The organism is Oceanobacillus caeni, assembly GCF_042678465.1.
In the GTDB taxonomy this organism is placed as follows: domain Bacteria; phylum Bacillota; class Bacilli; order Bacillales; family Amphibacillaceae; genus Oceanobacillus; species Oceanobacillus caeni.
On record NZ_JBHTKV010000001.1, the window covers coordinates 251,970 to 270,941 of the forward strand.

Consider the following 18,972-nt stretch of genomic DNA (forward strand, 5'->3'; position numbering starts at 1 on the left):
CCAAATAGAGAAGGCCATGTTTTCTTATTACTTTATACATTTTATTTTAAGTATTCTAATACAGCATTTGTCATCTCAATAGTTCCCACTTGATGACCATTTTTAATTGCCAAATCAGCTGTATGATATCCTTCTTCTAAACAAGCATTCACAGCACTTTCGATTTCTTTTGCTTCCTCATCTAATCCAAACGAATGTCTTAACATCAAAGCTGCGGAAAGAATTATCCCTAATGGGTTTGCTATTCCTTTTCCCGCAATATCCGGAGCCGATCCATGAACTGGTTCATATAATCCTACTCCATCTGTTCGAACACTTGCAGAAGGTAACATTCCTAATGATCCAGTAAGTACTGATGCTTCATCACTTAAGATATCTCCAAATAAATTTTCCGTTACAATAACATCAAATTGACTTGGACTTGTTATCAGTTTCATAGCGGCTGCATCTACTAATAAATGTTCTACTTGAACGTCAGGATATTCCTTTGCTTTTTCTTCCACTATTTCTCGCCATAGTCTACTGGATTCTAAAACGTTAGCTTTATCAACCGATGTAAGATGTTTATTACGAATTCTTGCACTCTCAAAGCCTTTTTCTACAATTCTCTCAATTTCTTCCCTCGTATAAAGAAGTGTATCTACTGCACTATTTCCGTTATCTCTACGTTCACGAGGTTCACCAAAATATAGTCCGCCGGTTAATTCACGGATAATTAAGATGTCACTACCTTCAATGATTTCCTGTTTTAGAGGGGATGCATGAAGTAATGCCTTAAATCCTAGGATTGGTCTTAAGTTAGCAAATAAACCGAGTGCTTTTCTTATTCCTAATAGACCTTTTTCAGGACGAATATTTGGTGAGACAGTATCCCATTTCGGACCACCAACAGCTCCCAATAGAATAGCGTCTGCATTTTGACATGCTTGAACTGTTTCTTCTGGAAGAGGAATACCGTGCTGATCAATAGCATCTCCACCGATTGCATGTTTTTCAAAAGTAAATTCATGATTATATTTTTTTGCTATTGCTTCTAATACTGCTTTTGCTGATTCCATGATTTCTCTCCCAATTCCATCCCCTGGAAGAAGTACAATTTGCTTTTTCATGACGTCCCCCTAAATCTACTAATCCACTCGTGCCTCCGTTTTATTAATCTAGCAACCGTCCAGAGACTAGCGAGGCTTTCTTTATGAGATAAGAAAGTATAAAACTTTGACGTATTTAATTTTCTTACAAGATTAGCCACGTCCAGCTCCAGCGCCCAGGGACTAGCGGACTTCCCTCACCTCCGTACGATAAAGAAGACTTGCCGATTGGTGAAACCAGAGGCTTAGTCGCACTTATACCCTTGTGGTGAAAGTCAACATCGGCTCACTCCGTTCGCCGCGTTTCCTTTATCTCCTGCGGCTCAGTCCAGTCCGTACGTCCCTAACCGGGCGCTTGCGCTTTTGTTCTATAAATGCCGATAACGCCACTTTTTTGTGGCGTTTCATCGGCAAACACCCGCTTAATGGAGTGGTTAGATTATTAATTCACTGTCTCTGCTAGTTTTTTAGATTGTTGTTTAATCATATAGCGATTTACTGCATTTAAGTAGGCATTGGCTGATGCTTCAATTACGTCTTGAGCAGTACCTCTACCATTCACTGCTTCCCCATTAACGGAAAGTTGAACGTGAGATTCAGCTAAAGCATCTTTACCTCCACCAACAGAGTTGATATGATAATCTAATAATTTTAGTTCTTCACTTACTAATGAAGAAAGAGTATTATATAATGCTTCCACACTACCTTTTCCAGTACAAGCAGTTTGTACAGATTCCCCTTCAGGAGTCTTGAGGGATACCGTGGCAGTTGGAATATCAGTTGATCCATAATGTACTTGAAATGTTTCTAACTGATATTTATTAACCCCTTCTGCATCTGTCTTGATTTCCATTACAATTGTATAGATGTCATCATCTGTAACTTCTTTTTTATGATCCGTAAGCTTTTTGAAATGTTTAAATGCTTCTTTAATTTGCTCATCCGTTAATTCAATACCAAATTCTTTCACCTTATCTTTAAACGCATGGCGTCCAGAATGTTTACCAAGGAATAATGTATTAGAGCTAACCCCTACTAATTCTGGTGTAATAATTTCGTATGTTTCCGGATTTTTTAAGACGCCGTCTTGGTGAATTCCAGATTCATGTGCATATGCATTTCTACCGATAACTGCTTTATTTGCTTGTACGTGCATTCCTGTTAATTTAGAAATCAAATCACTAGAACGTTTAATTTCATTTAATTTTAGACTAGTCTCATACGGATAAAAATCAGATCTTATCTTAAGAGCAATCGCCACTTCTTCCAACGCAACATTACCAGCACGTTCCCCAATACCATTGATTGTTCCTTCGACCTGGGTTACTCCATTTTCAACTGCTGAAATGGAGTTCGCCACTGCCATACCTAAGTCATTGTGACAGTGACAAGAAAGGTCAACTTTATGAATATTAGGTACTGTTTCTCTCATATATCGAAACATTTTTCCGTATTCAGCTGGGGTCGTGTAGCCTGTCGTATCTGGTAGGTTAATAACAGTTGCACCAGCATTGATTACTTTTTCAATAATTTTCGCTAAGAAGTCCCAATCCGAGCGAGTTGCATCCTCTGCAGACCATTCGACTTGTGGAAATCTTTTCCTCGCATAGGAAACCATGTTCACAGATTGTTCGACTACTTGCTCCGGAGTCATTTTTAATTTGTATTCCATATGAATTGGAGATGTTGCAAGGAAAAGATGCAATCTTGGTTCAGCAGCACCTTTCAATGCTTCCCAAGCAGTATCGATATCTGATTTAACCGTTCTAGAAAGTCCTGTTACAGACGTATCTTTGATCGTATCAGCGATTAATTTAACTGCTTCAAAATCACCTTCTGAGGAAGCAGGGAATCCTGCTTCCATAATATCTACACCTAATCGTTCTAGTTGTTTAGCAATTTCAAGTTTCTCTAATTTATTTAGGTTTACCCCTGGTGATTGTTCTCCGTCCCGAAGCGTTGTATCGAAAATTTTAATTCGTGACATGAACTTTCCCTTCCTTTTCGTTTTCTTTATTTTGCGGATTTACAAATGGCATTAGCGCGCGTAGTTCTTTACCAACTTTTGTAATAGGGTGATTGTATTCATTGTTATTTATTGCGTTGAATTGTGGACGACCAGTTTGGTTTTCCAAGATCCAACCTTGAGCAAATTTACCAGTTTGAATATCAGAAAGTACTTCTTTCATTCTTGCTTTCGTTTCTTCGTTTACTACACGTGGTCCTGATACGAAATCACCCCATTGAGCTGTATCAGAGATGGAATAACGCATATTTTCCATTCCGCCTTCGTACATCAAGTCAACAATTAGTTTCATTTCATGTAAACATTCGAAATAAGCAACTTCTGGTTGATATCCAGCTTCTGTTAGTGTTTCAAAACCAGCTTTAACCAAGCTAGTAAGCCCTCCACATAATACAGCTTGCTCACCGAATAAGTCCGTTTCCGTTTCTTCCTGGAATGTTGTTTCTAGAACACCTGCTCTTGCAGCTCCAATTCCATCTGAATATGCTAAAGCAACGTCTTTTGCTTGGCCAGTAACATCTTGGTAAACAGCGTATAGTGCTGGAACACCTGCGCCTTCTTCATAAGTTCTTCTTACTAAATGTCCTGGACCTTTAGGTGCTACCATAAACACGTCAACGTTTTCTGGTGGTACAATTTGGTTAAAATGAATGTTGAATCCATGAGCAAATGCGATTGCACTTCCTGCTTTTAGGTTTGGTTTAATGCTTTCTTCATAAACTTTTTGTTGGTTTTCATCCGGTAAAAGAATCATAACAACATCAGCTTCTTTTGTTGCGTCTGCTACAGATTTAACATCAAATCCATCTTCATTTGCCTTAGCTTGAGATTTCCCCGGACGTAGACCGATAATAACTTCATAACCACTATCACGAAGATTTTGTGCATGAGCATGACCTTGTGATCCATATCCTACGATTGCAACTTTCTTTCCTTGTAATACCTCTTTGTTAATGTCATTTTCATATAATACTTTAGTCATCATTTATTCTCCCTTTCCTATTTCAATAATTAGTCTGTATTTATATTAATATTTAAAATATTAATGCATTCATTTCTTGAACGTTTTCCGGCTGTCTTCCTCTTTGGAAAGCCGTTACTCCCGTTCTAGTTAATTCTTTAATTCCATAAGGTTTTAATAAATCAATAAGTGCGTCTATCTTTTCAGGGTTACCTGTTACTTGAATGATCAAGCTATCTTTACTTACATCAATGACACTTGCACGAAACGGAGTAATAACTCCTTGAATTTCTGCACGATTTTGACTAGAACTTCCGACTTTGATTAGTGCTAGTTCTCTCGCTACAATTGCTTTATCCGTAATATCAGTAACTTTCAAAACATCAATTTGTTTGTTTAATTGTTTGGTTAGTTGTTCTAATTTCTGTTCATCACTAACCTCTACAACAAATGTCATTTTAGAAATTCCTTCTGTTTCAGAGGGACCTACCGAAATACTTTCTATATTAAATTGACGTTTTACCATCATACCTGTAACACGATTTAATACCCCGCTACGATTTTGTACAGTAGCTGTTATAATCCGTTTCATCTTGTCACCCCGATCATTTCGTGGTTCCCTGTACCTGGTGCAACCATCGGAAATACACATTCTCTTTTGACAACACGACAGTCAACAACAACAGGTCCATTATAAGAAAATACGTCTTCTAGAACCTTTGGTACATCATCTTCATTATTTACTCTGACCCCTTTAACTCCATAACTTTCTGCAAGTTTAACAAAGTCTGGATTTTCAGTTAATAATGATTCTGAATATCTTTCTTCATAGAATTTTTCTTGCCATTGTCTTACCATACCAAGTGCTTCATTATTAATAATGATGACTTTGACTGGTAAGTTGCGTTCCTTAATAACGGAAAGTTCTTGCAATGTCATTTGAAATCCACCGTCACCCACAATGGATACAACTAGTTCATCGGGTCTACCAAGCTGCGCTCCAATTGCAGCTGGGAATCCAAATCCCATTGTTCCTAGTCCTCCGGAAGTGACCCATTTATCTGGATTATCAAATTTATAAAATTGTGCAGCCCACATTTGATGTTGCCCTACATCAGTTGTTACAATTGCTTCACCATTAGAGGTTTCATATACTTGTTCAATTAACCATTGTGGTGAAATTAATTCTTTAGAACGATCATACCAAAGTGGATAATCTTCCTTCTTAGACTTAAGTGAATGTAGCCATTCATCATGGTTAGTAGACTTAACATTAACATCTAATAATTGTTTAAGAGCTTCTTTTGCATCCCCTACAACTGGAATTTTGGTTTTAATGTTTTTCCCGATTTCGGCTGGATCAATATCGATGTGTGCTACTTTTGCGTTTGGTGCAAAATGTTTGATAGCTCCTGTTAAACGGTCATCAAATCTTGCCCCAATATTTATAAGCAAGTCACATTCATAAATAGCCATATTTGCCGTATAGGTTCCATGCATACCTGCCATACCTAATGCAAGTTCATTTGTTCCAGGAAAACTCCCTAACCCAAGTAAAGTTGTTGTAACTGGAAGTTGATATTTTTCAGCAAATGCCTTTAATTCTTCCGCAGCATCAGCAAATAATACACCCGCTCCTGCTAGTAGTAGTGGTCGTTCAGAACGACTTAAAGCGTCCGCAAGTTTACGAATTTGCAATGGGTTAGGTTTAACTGTTGGTTGATAACCCGGCAAATGAAACGCTGTATCAAATTCATCTACTGTGATTTTTTCTGAGATATTTTTTGGAATATCTACTACTACCGGCCCCGGACGTCCTGTTGATGCAATGTGAAATGCTTCTTTTACAATTCTAGGTAATTGTTTCAAGTCCGTTACTTGATAATTGTATTTTGTTATTGGAGTAGTAATCCCAATAATGTCAGCCTCTTGGAATGCATCTGTACCAATTACTCCAGTTGCAACTTGACCAGTAAAGATAACGATTGGTAAAGAATCCATCATCGCATCTGTAATACCAGTAATTAAGTTAGTTGCTCCTGGTCCTGAAGTAGCAATAACTACACCCGGCTTCCCTGTCACTCTTGCATATCCTTCTGCTGCATGAATCAATCCTTGTTCGTGACGGCATAGGATATGCTGGAAAGGTGTGTTAGCTCGGTATAAGGCGTCGTAAATTGGTAAGACTGCACCACCCGGATAACCAAACACTGTGTCAACATCTGCATCTACCAATGAACGAATAAAAACATCTGCACCAGTTGTCGTATTCTTTTCAACTGCAAGTTCCTTAGGCTTTGCCTCAACTTTCACTACTACTTACCTCCTTATAAGTTTCAAAATTCAAATAAATCTCTCTAAATTAATCTATAGTAAAACAACGTTCAGAGTACTCTCTAAATGCCGTTATACTTACCATACGGATAAAACTTAAACTCTTCCTAATTGAATGACTCTTCCCATATCTTCTAAAGGGTAAAATAAAAAGACTCTTCTCCCCCTAAATGCATACTGCACACAATTGCAGAAATCTATTTGGGGAGAAAAGAGTCATCTTTTCACGGTACCACCCAGTTCATAGCATCCTCACGAATACTACCTCACCGACTGAAATAAACAGTCTTTTTTGATAACAGGTAAAGGAACATACCTGACCAAACTTACTAGAAAAGATTGCACTAAAAGAATCGTTCAGCTTGGCACTCGGGGAAGAGAATAGAAATATGTGTATTTCTAGGCTTCCAGCAACCCTAGATCTCTGTGAATACACGGTTTTATTTCTAAATGTCCCGTCAGCGTTTTAGTAATATATTAGTTTTATTTTCAATAAAGAATTTAAAATGGAATGTATTTTAAATTTCTGATATTGGAATTTATGTTATAACTTTTTGGCAAGAACGTCAATAGGGTTTTTCACTTTTTTTCTCCAACATAGAAATATGCAATATATTGAATCCGTTTCCAGCACCGGTACATTAGCGTTTATGAAATAATAATTTTTTCAAAAATTTTATTAAATTCACATCTATCCTAATCTTAACCTCCATTCTAAAAATTTTGCGGTATGCAATATATTACTTGCGTTTTAATAAAGTCTATTTAGTAAAATAAGCAAATTTATTTAGATAAGATTATTTTTTACCTTTCTGCTAAAGTAGACTTCCATTAGTTAGGTTTCCCTGAAGCTTAAAATGGAGTCTTACTTCCCGTTTAGGTCGGATAAGTAATTATATTTCTATTCGTCAAATTTTTCAATATTTATACAAGAATTTTTTACAAGAATTTTTTGTATTTTTTCTTCTTTTGTCTTTTTTGTTTGCATACAAAAATAATATTGACAAGTAATTTTATACTGCTATATTAAATCCAATACCTTTCAATTTAACGAGATTCCTTATGATCGGGAAGTGAAAATTTCAGTTTGCGTCGATGTACTTCCTGCTAATTTTTTTACTTTCCTAACGAATAGAAAGCATGACATTCGCTTTAGGTTAGGCGAATGACTTAGTAGCACCTATGTAAATCTTTACGGTGGGGCGAGTAATAGGAGCCCCAGACAGGAAAGATTTTTATACTTAAATACGATTTACTTTTTTGGGGAGGGTTATTTATGACTTTTAATGTACTAATTAGTGATCCATTAAGTGAAGAAGGTATTTTACCGCTACGCCTAGCAGACAATGTCAAGGTTGTTATCGAAACAGGGTTATCAGAAGAAGATTTAGAAGAACGTATAACTGAATTCGATGCCTTATTGGTACGAAGTGGGACACAAGTTACTAGATCCATTATTAATAAAGGGAAAAACTTAAAGATAATTGGTCGTGCCGGAGTTGGGGTTGATAATATTGATCTAAATGCCGCTACTGAGCACGGTATTATCGTTGTCAATGCTCCGAATGGGAATACAAACTCCGCAGCGGAACATACGATGGCAATGTTAATGGCCTTGTCAAGAAACATTCCCCAAGCTTATTTATCACTAAAAGAACATAGATGGGATAGGAAAAAGTTTGTTGGGGTGGAATTACGTGATAAGACCCTTGGAATTGTTGGACTTGGAAGAATTGGTACAGAAGTTGCGACCAGAGCAAAAGGGCAACGCATGAATGTCATTGCTTACGATCCTTTTTTCACAAAAGAAAAGGCAGACAAAATGGGAATTGGTTATGGAACATTTGAAGAAGTGATCCAACAAGCTGATTTTATAACTGTTCATACACCATTACTAAAAGAAACAAGACATTTGATAGATGCTAAAGCATTTGGAAGGATGAAAGACGGTGTATTTATCGTTAATTGTGCTAGAGGCGGAATTATAGATGAAGATGCTCTTTATGAAGCGATTGTTTCTGGAAAAGTTGCTGGAGCAGCATTAGATGTTTTTGAGGAAGAACCGTTTATGGATCATAAACTATTAGAACTTCCTGAAGTAGTCGCAACCCCACATCTTGGTGCGAGTACCGTTGAGGCACAAGAAATCGTTGCCGTTGATGTATGTAAGGATGTACTTAGGCATTTAAATGGCGAAAGTGTCATTAATCCAGTAAATTTACCTTCCCTACCGAAAGATATCATGAAAAAGGTAGAACCGTATTTTTATTTAGCCGAGAAGTTAGGAGCTTTTCTTATAGACCTTGTGAGTGAAGTCGCTGAGGAGATTAATGTTTCCTTCGCAGGCGAACTTTATGATATAGAAGTAGCACCAATAACTAGAAATACGATTAAGGGAATTTTAAAACGCCACTTAGGCATGCATGTTAATGATGTGAATGCCCTTTATTTGGCAGAAAAAAAGGAAATTGTAGTTAATGAGCAAAAAACCCCCCAAGCGAAAGGCTTCACGAATTTAATTACAGTGGAAATTAAAACGAAATCTCAAATTAGAAAAGTTGCCGGTACATTATTAAACGGCTTAGGGCCTCGTATCGTTCATGTAGATAATTATAGGGTGGACGTTCGACCAGAAGGCCATATGGTTGTTATCGAGCATATCGACCAGCCAGGTGTAATTGGTAGAATGGGGAGTTTACTTGGGAAACATGATATTAACATCGCAACCATGCAAGTGGACCGCTCTGATAGGGGCGGGAAAGCAATCATGATCCTTACCATTGACCGACATCTAGATGAAGCAGCTTTAAACGAGTTACTTCAATTAGATGAAATTAAAGATGTCGTTGCAATAGATTTGTGAGTTGGATTTTATAACTAATCCTAGCCCGAATATGCTATACTTCCCACATACGGTTAAGTCCACGTGTATTCGGGCCACTCAATATTTAAATTGAAAAAGCTGCCAAAATTAGGATGACAGCTTTCGGAAATCATTTTCATTATTAACCTTTTAAAATATCCAATACTTCTACAAGACTTTTCATTTCATAAGTTGGTTTTACTTCAGTTGCTTCCATGGCTTTGCGGTTAATCCATGCGGATGCAATACCTGCACTATTCGCTCCTTTTATATCCGTATTCAAATTGTCACCAACCATTAAAACTTCTTCAGGTTTCACATTTAATAACCCTAAAGCATGTTCAAAAATACTCGGATCTGGTTTTCCTCTGCCAAAATCACCTGAAATAACAATTTGATCAAAGTAAGGACGTAATTCTGGAGTAATTTCTAATTTAATATTTTGTAATTCCGGTGAACCGTTCGTTAGTAATAATAATTTGTAATCCCCTTTTAGAGCATCCAGTACTTTTAAACTTTCTTCGTATAAATATGGTACTTGTTTTCTATTTTCAGGAAATGCTTTAGCAAGCTCTGCCCCAAATTTCACATCATCTATTCCTAATTCAAAAAGACCATTAGTCCATGCTTGTCTTTGATACTCAGGTGCGACTTTACTAAGTTTTTGAAAATCTTCACCTTTATCATGAAATGTTCCCCATAATCCTTCAAATGGATTAATACCAATCATCTGTGTGAAAGGATATACTTCATAGTTTTCATATAACTCTCTCGCCTTTTTACGAACGGCAATTTCTAATTCTTCCGGATCGACATTATATTTTTGTTGTGCTAATTCACAAGTTTTGCGAAAAGCTTGTCTAACACTTTCTTCATCCCATAATAATGTATCATCTAAGTCAAAAAATACTGCCTTAATTCTTTCCATCAGTTTTCCTCCGTATCTACTTGCCCATTTCGGGTTTCAGAAACAATGTTTCAGCGTAATTCCATTTTTCACCCAATTCTAATTTAACACAAAAAAGGTCTTGCTTAAATTAAAATTATAATTTATCATTAATAGAAATCTTTAAACTTTTATGCAAGGGGATATTGAAATGGCAGATCAATCAATTCGTGTGGAAAAAAGTCAATCTAGAAAAGCGAAACCGGATTCCAACAACTTAGTATTTGGAAGAAATTTTACAGATCATATGTTTGTTATGGATTACACGGAAGGTATTGGATGGCACGATCCTAGTATTGTCCCTTATCAAAAATTATCACTTGAACCTTCTTCGATGATTTTCCATTATGGTCAATCTGTATTCGAGGGTTTAAAAGCATTCCGTACACAAGATGGGGACGTTCAATTATTTAGACCGGAGAAAAATATCCAACGTTTAAATAATTCAAACGAACGGCTCGTTATTCCACCAATTGATGAGGAGCTTGGGTTAGAAGCAATCAGACAACTGGTTGAGATCGATAAAGACTGGGTACCAGATGCAGAAGGTACATCATTGTATATACGTCCATTTATTATTTCAACGGAACCATACTTAGGTGTTTCACCTTCACATCATTATAAATTTATCGTGATCATGTCACCAGTAGGCTCTTATTATAAAGAAGGAATTAATCCAGTTAAAATTGCTGTAGAAGATAAATATGTCCGTACCGTAGAAGGTGGAACAGGTGAAGCGAAAACAGGTGGTAATTATGCTGCCAGTTTAAAAGCTCAAGAAATTGTTGAAAAAGAAGGTTTTTCTCAAGTTCTATGGTTAGACGGAGTTGAACGGAAATACATTGAAGAAGTCGGTAGTATGAACGTGTTCTTCAAAATTAGCGGAGAAGTAGTAACCCCTATGTTAAACGGAAGTATTCTTGCTGGAATTACAAGAGACTCTGTTATCCAATTATTAAAACATTGGAATGTTCCAGTATCTGAACGTAGAGTTTCTATGCAAGAAATTTATGACGCTCATCAAAATGGTAACCTTGAGGAAGCATTTGGTTCCGGTACTGCTGCAGTTATTTCCCCAATTGGTGAATTATATTGGGAAGGTAAACACTTAGTAATAAACGAAGGAAAAACTGGTGAATTATCTAAAAAAGTATATGACACTATTACAGGAATCCAATACGGTAAACTAGAGGATCCATTAAATTGGACTTTAAAGGTAGAGAAGTCAAGTGTCAATAACTAAAGTGTAAGACGTGATAAAGAAAACTTTCATTAGTAAAGGTTTTCCTTTTTCCCTACAGCTGCAACATGGATGAATCAAAGAAGTGTTGGCTTATTACGGCCAACACTTCTTTTTAGATACATGACACTATTTACCTTCATTTTCCATTGATTGTTGGGCGATTTGAATCATTCTTTTGACCATCTCGCCACCCACCGATCCGTTCTCTCGTGCAGTTGTATCCGCTCCAAGTTCAACGTTGAATTCTTTTGCGATTTCTTCCTTCATGCTATTTAAAGCATTTTCCGCACCTGGTACTAACAACTTATTTCTGTTAGCCATAAAGAATCACTCCTCGGGGGTATTGAACAGAATTTTTCTGTTCCTTTTTAGCGTTTAACCTTTTAATATTTTTATACGTTAGGAAAGATAAAATTTTAATATTATAATGTAAAAAGTACGTATGAATTTTATGGAAGTGTTCTAAACCATTAATTGCTTCCATATACTAACAATGTTTGATTTTAAAGATGATGTATGTGTCTTACATAAGGGGGAATTTAAAAATGGTAAAAGGAATTCATTGTGTAGAATTAGACAAACCAGTTTCTGACATTTGGAATTTTGTGAGTGATATGAATAATTGGGCCCCATTGGTACCAGGTTACGTTAGTCATCAAATTATCGATGACCGTCACTCTGTATGGATTATTCATGGAGACATTGGGATTATGGAACGAACAGTAACTTTAAATGTAGAAATTGTAGAATACATTGAGACTGAAACGATTATTTTCCAGATGGCCACATCAAATGAAACATGTAAAGGGGAAGGCTACTTTGAAGTTGAGGCACTTAATGGTACAAAGAGTAAAATGAAAGGTTGCCTTCAAGTTCACATAAAAGGAATGATTGGAACAATGGTTAACCCAGTGTTAAAGACCCTTATTCCAAAAGTAGGAAAAGATTTTACGGAAAAAATTGCTGCAAATATTATGGATCGTGAAACAGCTCGAGCTACGATTTAAGACAAAATGCTTACTACATTTTTTGTAGTAAGCATTTTTGATTTTTTGCTATTGGTGATGACTATGCATTGTTTCACTGAGAATATAAAAAAGGCTTCCATCAGTAGGGTTTTTCCTTCATCCCCCACTGATGGTTAGTCGCACTATCGGACTTTTCCCAGTAGCTTGAGGTGGGATATAGTTTGCCTATTCATACACTATATTCCTGGTCGGTGGCTCAGAAAATTTTTATAGGCAAACCCACGAACTTCTTCCTCTGAGTAATTCTTTAATAACTCATTAATTAAGTTCTGATAGTTAGAGGAGTTTTCTAAATGATTCACAAAAGAAGTAATTCCGTCAAAATCAGAGCCAAATCCAATCTGATTCACACCACCTAAGGAACAAAAATAATCAATATGCCTTATCAAGTCAGTAATGGTTGCCACTTCTTTATCTTTATTAATAAAAGGTGGGTTAAATACAACATGGATTAAACCATTTTTCCGAAACATTTCTTTAATCTGGTCATCATCCAAATTCCTTGGATGGTTACAAATTGCTTTTGCATTGGAATGAGTTGCTATTGGATAATCCGCAATTTCTAAAATATCCCAAAATGCTTGAATAGATGCATGGGAAACATCGCTAAATACGTGATTTTCATTATTTAACTTAATTACTTCTTTCCCCAAGAGGCTCAATCCAGCCCCGCGGGGTTCTAATACTCCATCTGCACAATAGTTAGCGTAATTCCAGGTCAATCCAACACTCATGATTCCCAATCTGTATAGTTGTCTTAATTTCATAAGATCGTTGCCAAATGGGTCTGCCCCTTCCAATGCTAGTACCGCACCAATCTCTCCCTCTTTTAATAAATCCAAATCACTCCAATTTTTGATATGCTTCATTTTGGGATTTTTTCCAAGGACATCTGTATAGAAAATATCCACCTGTTCCAATGCATGCTGCCATTTTTCATCAAATGGAACGTCTGGTTCGATAAAAATGGCAAAAAATTGTACCGCAACATTTCCTTGGATTAATCGGTTTAAGTTTGTTTCTATCTTCTCTGATGTTTTGTAATCAAACGGGCCGTCAAAACCAAATTGTTTTCTTTTTCCTAATTGTAATTTCATTAATGCATCACAATGGGTATCTATGATTTTCATGAATAAATTCCCCCTTACCTTCGTTTTTTTCCGTTCATATCTTTTTTTACTCACTACGATTAAGAAAGGACTTCCATCAGTGAGGGTTTTCTTACTCCCCGCTGATGACGCACTTATCGGATCTTTATAGGCAGTTGATCCCCTACCGACCTTCTTTGTTTCCCCAAGCTTGAGATGAGAGTCCTACTGCCCGTTTAGGTGGGGAAAATTCTTATTATCCTAATATCTAGATTCCAATTGATTGAATGGACCATACTTTAATAGCCCCACTTCATGGTGAGGCTATTCTCTATCTTATTTTTATTTAGCTAGATCTTTCTCGCGCTGTCTTAATTCTACACGTCTTATTTTACCTGACGATGTTTTAGGTAACTCATCCACAAATTCAATTTTACGTGGATATTTATATGGGGCAGTTAAAGTTTTGGTATGCTTCTGTAATTCTTGCACAAGGTTAGGATTAGTACGATCTACTCCATCTTGTAACACAATATAAGCTTTTACTACATTTCCCCTTATTTCATGTGGACTTGCAACTACTGCACATTCTTTTACTGCTGCATGTTTAACTAATGCATCTTCCACTTCAAATGGTCCAATCGTATAACCAGAGCTAACAATTATATCGTCATTCCGACCTTCAAACCAGAAATAACCTTCTTCATCCATTCTAGCTTGATCCCCAGTTGTATAAAAATTACCTCGGCATGCTTTTTTGAAGCGCTCCTCATCTTTATAATAACCTTTAGTTAAAGATGGTGTATCTAATGGAAGAGAAATGTCCCCTACTTTACCTACAGGAACTGGATTACCATCTTCATCAATTAGTTGAACGTTATTACCAGGTGTTGGTTTACCCATTGACCCAGGTTTTACTTTCATCCCTTTTAGGAATCCAAGGAGTAACGTATTCTCCGTTTGACCATAACCATCTCTAACTGTCACGTTAAAATACTTTTCAAACTGATCAATTACTTCACGGTTTAATGGCTCACCTGCAGAAACCGCACTATGCAGGGAGGTTAATTGGTAGTCCTGTAAATTATCCAACTTAGCCATTAAACGGTATTCGGTTGGTGTACAGCAAAAAACATTTATCTTATTTTTCTCAAGTAAATCCAAATATTTTTTCGGTTCGAATTTCCCATTATATACAAATCCTGTTGCGCCTGTTCCTAAAACAGATAGGAAAGGGCTCCAAACCCATTTTTGCCAGCCTGGTGCTGCCGTTGCCCAAACCGTATCACCGTCTTCAATTGCTAACCAATGTCGCGGTGCTGTTTGCATATGGGCGTATCCCCATGCATGTGTATGCATTACTGCCTTTGGATTACCAGTTGTACCAGAAGTATAAGGCAAAAAGGCCAGGTCATCCTTGGTAGTTTTAACCATTTCTAATTCATCCGATGCAGATCCTTGTAACTCGATAAGATCAAACCAATTTTCAACAGATTTCCCGTAAGTAAATTTAATAAGTTGATTGTATTCATCTATATCATAAAATTGTGAAACACAGGAATTACTACATACGACACCTTTTACTTCTCCATGCGTAATACGGTATTGTAGGTCTTTTGTTCGAAACATTTCAGAACAAGGTATAATAATAATTCCCGTTTTCAATGCAGCAATATAAACCTCATATGTTTCAATAATACGTGGCATCATGACTAATATCTTATCGCCTCTTTTAAGACCACGTTCTAATAGTACATTTCCAATTCTATTCGCATTTTTGATTAAATTTTCATATGTGATTTCTTTTCGATTCCCTTTATCGTCTTCCCAAATAATAGCTTTTCTATTTGGCTCTTTTGCATATTTTTCAAATTCCATTACAATATTATAATTTTTAGGTGCTATTAAATTTGTTTGAGACATGTACGATCCTCCTATAATTTAGCACTAGATGCTAACTCCTAACTATTATATCAGACAATAAGCTCTTTAGAAAGAAAGAAAACTTCATCATACCATTACAAACATATTTATCCTTAATATTGAAATACTATAGGTAAAAGGAAAAACTTTATAGTGCAACTTTTTATAGGAGAAATGTAAATGCCGGACTTTTTAATTTATATCATTTTTGCGATGATTCTTATTATATTTTTATCCTTTATCTTCATATTATTTGGCTGGCGTTGGATAATGAAAAAAATTACTAAGTCAGTAGCAAAAATAGTTTTATCGGATAACTATCAAGAAAACATTATCGAAATAATGCCTGGTCTAAGACATACAGGAATTCAAAACATGATAGAAAATAGTCTAAGGTCTGAATCAGGTGATATATTGCATCGACCACTTGGTTCTTCTAAAAAATGGCCACATCTAGATTCTATTACCTTTATCCCCACACAAATCCTTCCACCTCTTATTGACGGAGAAGATGAGGTAGATATGGCAGTTACAATCGGACCAAAATCAAAAAAGCCAATGAAAATCCAAATTCCACTTATGATAAGCGGAATGGCTTATGGTATCGCACTTAGCGAACAAGTAAGACTAGCTTTAGCTCAAGCGGCTAAAAATACAGGCACTGCAATTAATTCGGGCGAAGGTGGTGTCATGCAAGAAGAGTTAGATACAGCAGGTAAATATATTTTACAATTTGGTAAATCCGAGTGGTCCAAAGAAACAAAGAAAATAAAACGTGCAGACATGATTGAAGTAAAGTTTGGACAAGGAGCTCTATTTGGAGTAGGTTCCAGAATTTCCCCAGAAAATTTAACAGGAAATGCTCGTCAAGTAATGGGGCTTGAAGAAGAGGAAGATGCTGTTATTTTTGATAACTTCTTTGAAAATCAGACATTGAAAGATTTGAAAGAACTAGTTGATGAACTCCGAAAGATGACTGGTGGAGTTCCCATCGGTGCAAAAATTGGAGCAAGTGGGAAGATTGAGGAGGACATTGATTACCTGTTGGAAATAGGCGTGGATTATATAGCGGTAGATGGTGGACAGGCTGCCACACTTGGTGCTCCCCCTATTTTGACAGATGACATGGGAATTCCTTCTTTGCACGCTATCGTCCGCGCTGTAAACCATTTGAAAAAAAGAAACAAAAGGAATCAAGTTAGTTTAATTGTTTCTGGTGGCATGCAAATACCGGGACATTTTTTAAAAATGTTAGCACTTGGTGCAGATGCTATTTATATAGGTTCGGCGATGTTGTTTGCAGTGGCACATGGTCAATCGTTAAATGCGCTTCCTTTTGAACCGCCAACACAGGCGGTATGGAATGAAGGTAAATTTAAAGACCAATTCAAGGCAGAAGAAGGAGCAAAAACAGCGGAAAGTTTCCTAACTTCTAGTATTGAAGAAATGAAAATGGCGTTAAGAGCAATGGGAAAGCGTTCTTTAAACGAATTAACCAAGAAGGATTTAGTATCCTATGACGAACATGTAGCCAAAATGGTTGGAATACCTTATTCATTTAAAGCTTGGGAAGAAGAACAACAACAGATTGAGAAAGGATAGATGAAGTTGTGTCTATCCTTTCTTTGATTACTTTGTGCATTATCTTTTTCTCTCTCTTTCGAAAAAAGACGGAAAATATTCTCAATTTGTAGGGGAATTGTCAAACTATGATTGTTTTTTTAAGCTATAATTAAAATGTATACCTTTCCACATTTAGGGGGCGAAACAATGAACCATAAGATAGAGCTAGAAAAAGCGTTACGAAAGCTAAAAGATATAGAATTAGCTTTGAATGAATCATCCATTGTTGCCATTACCGATAACAGAGGAATCATTCAATTTGCAAATGATAAATTTTGTAATATGTCAAAATACAGTAGAAATGAATTAATAGGAAGTCGACAAAATATCGTTAACTCAGGACATCATAGCCAAGATTTCTTTAAAGAAATGTGGAGAACAATTGGTAGGGGAAAGGTATGGAAAGGCGAAATAAAGAATAAAGCAAAAGACGGAACTTATTATTGGGTAGATACTACCATTGTGTCTTTCTTAAAAGAAAATGGAAGGCCTTATCAATATATTTCTATTCGACATGACATTACGAAGCGAATAGAATATGAAGAAACGATTAAACAAATGGCATACTATGACCCGTTGACTTTATTACCTAATCGAAATTTATTAAACGAATGGTTAAATGAGTACGTAAATAAAGAAGGTAAACTTGCTGTTCTATTTCTTGATATCGACCGTTTTAAATCGATCAATGACAATTATGGTCACAGAACAGGAGATATGATTCTAAAGTAGTACAGAGAATTAAGAAGCAATTTAACGTACCATTTACCGTAAATGGAAATAAGATCATTGCTACTACTAGTATTGGGATTAGCCTAGAAAAAATGAGCCAATATGAAAGTGATCACTTAGATTTAGTAGAGGAAATGATTAGACAAGCCGACACAGCAATGTACCACGCCAAACAAAATGGAGGTAATTCGCACTGCTTTATTTCAGATGACCAAAATGACGAATTGAGACGTTATTATCAATTAGAACAAGAAATAAAGCACGCACTAGAAGAGGACGAATTTTCTATTGTCTATCAACCACTTATCAATCTCAGAAATGATGAAATAACTGGTGTCGAAGCATTGCTCAGATGGAATAATAAAAAACTAGGTCCGGTATCTCCAGGTGAATTCATTCCTTTACTAGAAGAATTAGGACTCATTATTCCAGTGGGAAACTGGGTTTTACAATCTGTATGTGATCAAATGGTTTCTTGGCATAAAAAGGGGTTCTCGATTGATAGAGTAGCCGTAAACGTTTCGCCAATCCAATTTGTAAATCAAAGTTTTGTACATGATGTTAAGGAAATTATAAGGGAAACCAAAATGGACCCTGTATGGTTAGAGTTGGAAATAACGGAAGGGACAATCCTCAACATAGATAAAGCGGAGAAAACACTCAAAGAATTAAGAGATTTGGGAGTCCATATATCTATCGATGACTTCGGAACTGGGTATTCCTCCTTAAGTTATTTAAAACGTTTACCAATAAATACGTTAAAAATTGATCAATCATTTATACGGGACTTAGACGTGAATGATGAAGTCATTGTCAATACCATTATAACAATGGCGAAAAACTTGCAATTTAATATAATTGCTGAGGGGATTGAAACAGATTACCAACTCTCCTATCTTAAAGATCAAGATTGTCATGAAGGTCAAGGGTATTACTTTAGCAAACCAATTGACGCACGTGAGCTTGAACAAGCTTACAAATGTACAAGTCTTAAACCAAATGCTATTTAGAAAATAGAACAGCAATAATTTAAAACCCGGCATTCGCTTTTAGGGTCAGCGAATGCCTTTTATGCAAGAATGTTTGGACGGTAAAACGCTTGACTTCGAGGAGGAAG

At 36.3% G+C, this 18,972-nt stretch carries 13 protein-coding genes and 1 pseudogene; 5 read left to right on the forward strand and 9 right to left on the reverse strand.

Annotation, left to right across the window (positions count from 1 at the left end; all coding sequences use genetic code 11):
- Window positions 1–41 precede the first annotated feature (41 nt).
- The 5 genes from leuB to ilvB all read right to left on the reverse strand — a co-directional run bounded on the left by leuB (window position 42) and on the right by ilvB (window position 6,388).
- Window positions 42–1,109 carry a 3-isopropylmalate dehydrogenase gene (gene leuB, locus ACFQ18_RS01260; protein WP_060667589.1) on the reverse strand — a complete coding sequence of 356 codons (1,068 nt, stop codon included), beginning with the start codon at window positions 1,107–1,109 and terminating at the stop codon, window positions 42–44.
- 421 nt (window positions 1,110–1,530) lie between these two features.
- Window positions 1,531–3,075 carry a 2-isopropylmalate synthase gene (locus ACFQ18_RS01265; RefSeq protein WP_060667590.1) on the reverse strand — a complete coding sequence of 515 codons (1,545 nt, stop codon included), beginning with the start codon at window positions 3,073–3,075 and terminating at the stop codon, window positions 1,531–1,533.
- The gene (gene ilvC / locus ACFQ18_RS01270) at window positions 3,062–4,096 is read right to left on the reverse strand and encodes a ketol-acid reductoisomerase (protein ID WP_060667591.1); all 1,035 of its coding nucleotides are present in this window, start codon (window positions 4,094–4,096) and stop codon (window positions 3,062–3,064) included. The genes ACFQ18_RS01265 and ilvC overlap by 14 nt, the downstream gene beginning before the upstream one ends.
- 52 nt (window positions 4,097–4,148) lie before the next feature.
- Window positions 4,149–4,667 carry an acetolactate synthase small subunit gene (ilvN, locus tag ACFQ18_RS01275; RefSeq protein ID WP_047184821.1) on the reverse strand — a complete coding sequence of 173 codons (519 nt, stop codon included), beginning with the start codon at window positions 4,665–4,667 and terminating at the stop codon, window positions 4,149–4,151.
- On the reverse strand, window positions 4,664–6,388 hold the full coding sequence (ilvB, locus tag ACFQ18_RS01280; protein WP_060667592.1) for an acetolactate synthase large subunit: 1,725 nt from the start codon (window positions 6,386–6,388) through the stop codon (window positions 4,664–4,666). Before ilvB ends, ilvN begins: the two co-directional genes overlap by 4 nt.
- A gap of 1,297 nt (window positions 6,389–7,685) precedes the next feature.
- Between ilvB and serA the strand changes: the two genes are divergently transcribed.
- Window positions 7,686–9,272, forward strand: a complete 1,587-nt coding sequence (serA, locus tag ACFQ18_RS01285) for a phosphoglycerate dehydrogenase (RefSeq protein WP_204797658.1) — start codon at window positions 7,686–7,688, stop codon at window positions 9,270–9,272.
- A 142-nt stretch (window positions 9,273–9,414) separates the two neighbouring features.
- On the opposite strand, the gene ACFQ18_RS01290 is transcribed toward serA, so the two are convergent.
- Window positions 9,415–10,200, reverse strand: coding sequence for an HAD family hydrolase (locus ACFQ18_RS01290; RefSeq protein ID WP_047184824.1), 786 nt, complete (start codon window positions 10,198–10,200; stop codon window positions 9,415–9,417).
- Window positions 10,201–10,369: 169 nt separating this feature from the next.
- On the opposite strand from ACFQ18_RS01290, the gene ACFQ18_RS01295 reads away from it, so the two are divergent.
- Complete coding sequence (locus ACFQ18_RS01295) at window positions 10,370–11,461, forward strand: branched-chain amino acid aminotransferase (protein ID WP_047184825.1); 1,092 nt, start codon at window positions 10,370–10,372, stop codon at window positions 11,459–11,461.
- 126 nt (window positions 11,462–11,587) lie between these two features.
- Here ACFQ18_RS01295 and ACFQ18_RS01300 read toward each other — a convergent pair whose 3' ends face one another.
- Entirely contained in the window at window positions 11,588–11,782 is a 195-nt protein-coding gene (locus ACFQ18_RS01300) for an alpha/beta-type small acid-soluble spore protein (RefSeq protein WP_047184826.1), read from the reverse strand.
- A gap of 224 nt (window positions 11,783–12,006) precedes the next feature.
- Between ACFQ18_RS01300 and ACFQ18_RS01305 the strand changes: the two genes are divergently transcribed.
- Complete coding sequence (locus ACFQ18_RS01305) at window positions 12,007–12,468, forward strand: CoxG family protein (protein WP_047184827.1); 462 nt, start codon at window positions 12,007–12,009, stop codon at window positions 12,466–12,468.
- A gap of 197 nt (window positions 12,469–12,665) precedes the next feature.
- On the opposite strand, the gene ACFQ18_RS01310 is transcribed toward ACFQ18_RS01305, so the two are convergent.
- Both ACFQ18_RS01310 and mbcS read right to left on the reverse strand, forming a co-directional pair.
- Window positions 12,666–13,619 carry a dipeptidase gene (locus ACFQ18_RS01310; RefSeq protein ID WP_047184828.1) on the reverse strand — a complete coding sequence of 318 codons (954 nt, stop codon included), beginning with the start codon at window positions 13,617–13,619 and terminating at the stop codon, window positions 12,666–12,668.
- Window positions 13,620–13,919: 300 nt separating this feature from the next.
- A complete protein-coding gene (gene mbcS, locus ACFQ18_RS01315; protein ID WP_047184829.1) occupies window positions 13,920–15,500 on the reverse strand; it encodes an acyl-CoA synthetase MbcS in 1,581 nt (526 codons plus the stop codon).
- 180 nt (window positions 15,501–15,680) lie between these two features.
- On the opposite strand from mbcS, the gene ACFQ18_RS01320 reads away from it, so the two are divergent.
- Both ACFQ18_RS01320 and ACFQ18_RS01325 read left to right on the forward strand, forming a co-directional pair.
- Window positions 15,681–17,102 (forward strand): FMN-binding glutamate synthase family protein, encoded by a 1,422-nt coding sequence (locus tag ACFQ18_RS01320; RefSeq protein ID WP_145523874.1) that lies wholly within the window; start codon window positions 15,681–15,683, stop codon window positions 17,100–17,102.
- A 293-nt stretch (window positions 17,103–17,395) separates the two neighbouring features.
- Window positions 17,396–18,862, forward strand: a pseudogene (locus ACFQ18_RS01325) (diguanylate cyclase domain-containing protein); the annotation flags it as partial.
- Window positions 18,863–18,972 lie beyond the last annotated feature (110 nt).